This window comes from Neisseria sp. P0009.S007, from assembly GCF_051962515.1.
The window spans coordinates 1-1,151 of the sequence record NZ_JBQCVF010000436.1; the positions used below are offsets into that span (position 1 = coordinate 1).

General features: G+C 50.2%; 1 pseudogene. It reads right to left on the reverse strand.

Going from position 1 to position 1,151, the window contains the following annotated elements:
- Positions 1-1,151 (reverse strand): annotated as a pseudogene (locus ACTHS3_RS13870) (exodeoxyribonuclease V subunit gamma); the annotation flags it as partial.

Sequence of the window (1,151 nt, forward strand, 5' to 3'; positions counted from 1 at the left end):
TTCCCTGCCACGCCGGTCAAAAGCGGCACAAGCAGATTGACGACGAGGTTTTCAAATAGCGGCTCATCAAGAGGCGACTCGTCCGAATGGCCAAACACCAGCTTCACTTCGGTATATTCTTTCTGCCCTTTACTCATTTTGTTACCGTTAAAAACATCATAGGCTTTTCTCAAGGCAGCATCCCAATCCTCTTTCTTGTTGTATTCCTCCGCCGCGGCAAGGCTGGTTTTGGCAAAAAACGGTAAAGGGGTATTTTGTCCGATTCGGAAATATACCAACCATTCTTTCAAAAGCTCTCTCGCGGCCTCTTGCCCGATGGCGGCATAGGTTTCGGTCTGCCCCAAGCTGACAATATAGGTTTGTCGGTTGGCAACGGATTTAGGGGCGACGGCGCAAAAAATCAAATGCTCCAATAAACGGGCAATGCGGTTGGGTGCATTGTCTTTTTGGTTTAGGAACACAATACGACCGCATTCATAAAGATTGCCGATGGTGCCTTGTAAAACCAAATCGTCAAAGGATTCTTCATAAGGTTCAGACGGCCTTTTGTCGCTGCGTATCAACTCGGCATCTACGTTTTTCGCAGATATCTGATACTGTTTCTGCCACAAGCCGCCCAACTCGCCTACCGGCATCAGGCTTTCTGCATTCAGCCGAATGGCCGTATCTTCAAAATCTTCACCTTTGCGCCGCGCATCCAAATAGGCATCGGCAATCCGACCTTCATGTTGCGGCTCAAACGGTTCGGCAGATTCCCATGCGCCGTCCAGATACGGCTGATCCCAGCTTAAATTTTTCTTCAGCCAAACTTTGACAGGGTTGCGCCAAAAACTGACGAGTTCGCCTTGATGAATGGTTTTGCCCGGTTCTTCCTGACTTAAGGCCTCACGGAAAAACGGCTGCGCTTCCGCTTGCGGCTGGTTCAACGCATCGGCATAATCTTGGCGCGTACTGAAGAGGCCGTCTGAAAGCGCGCCCTTTTGGAAATAACGGCGCGAAAACGCCTGCAAAGGATGATGTTTCACCCATTTCTCCGACAACTCACGCCCGCTTTTCCCCGTCATAGCGGCAATAGTATCCAGCAGCTCGCTGATTAACGAAGACGGCGCGAACTCGGCATCATTGCGTATATCGCGGCCGATATAAGACAA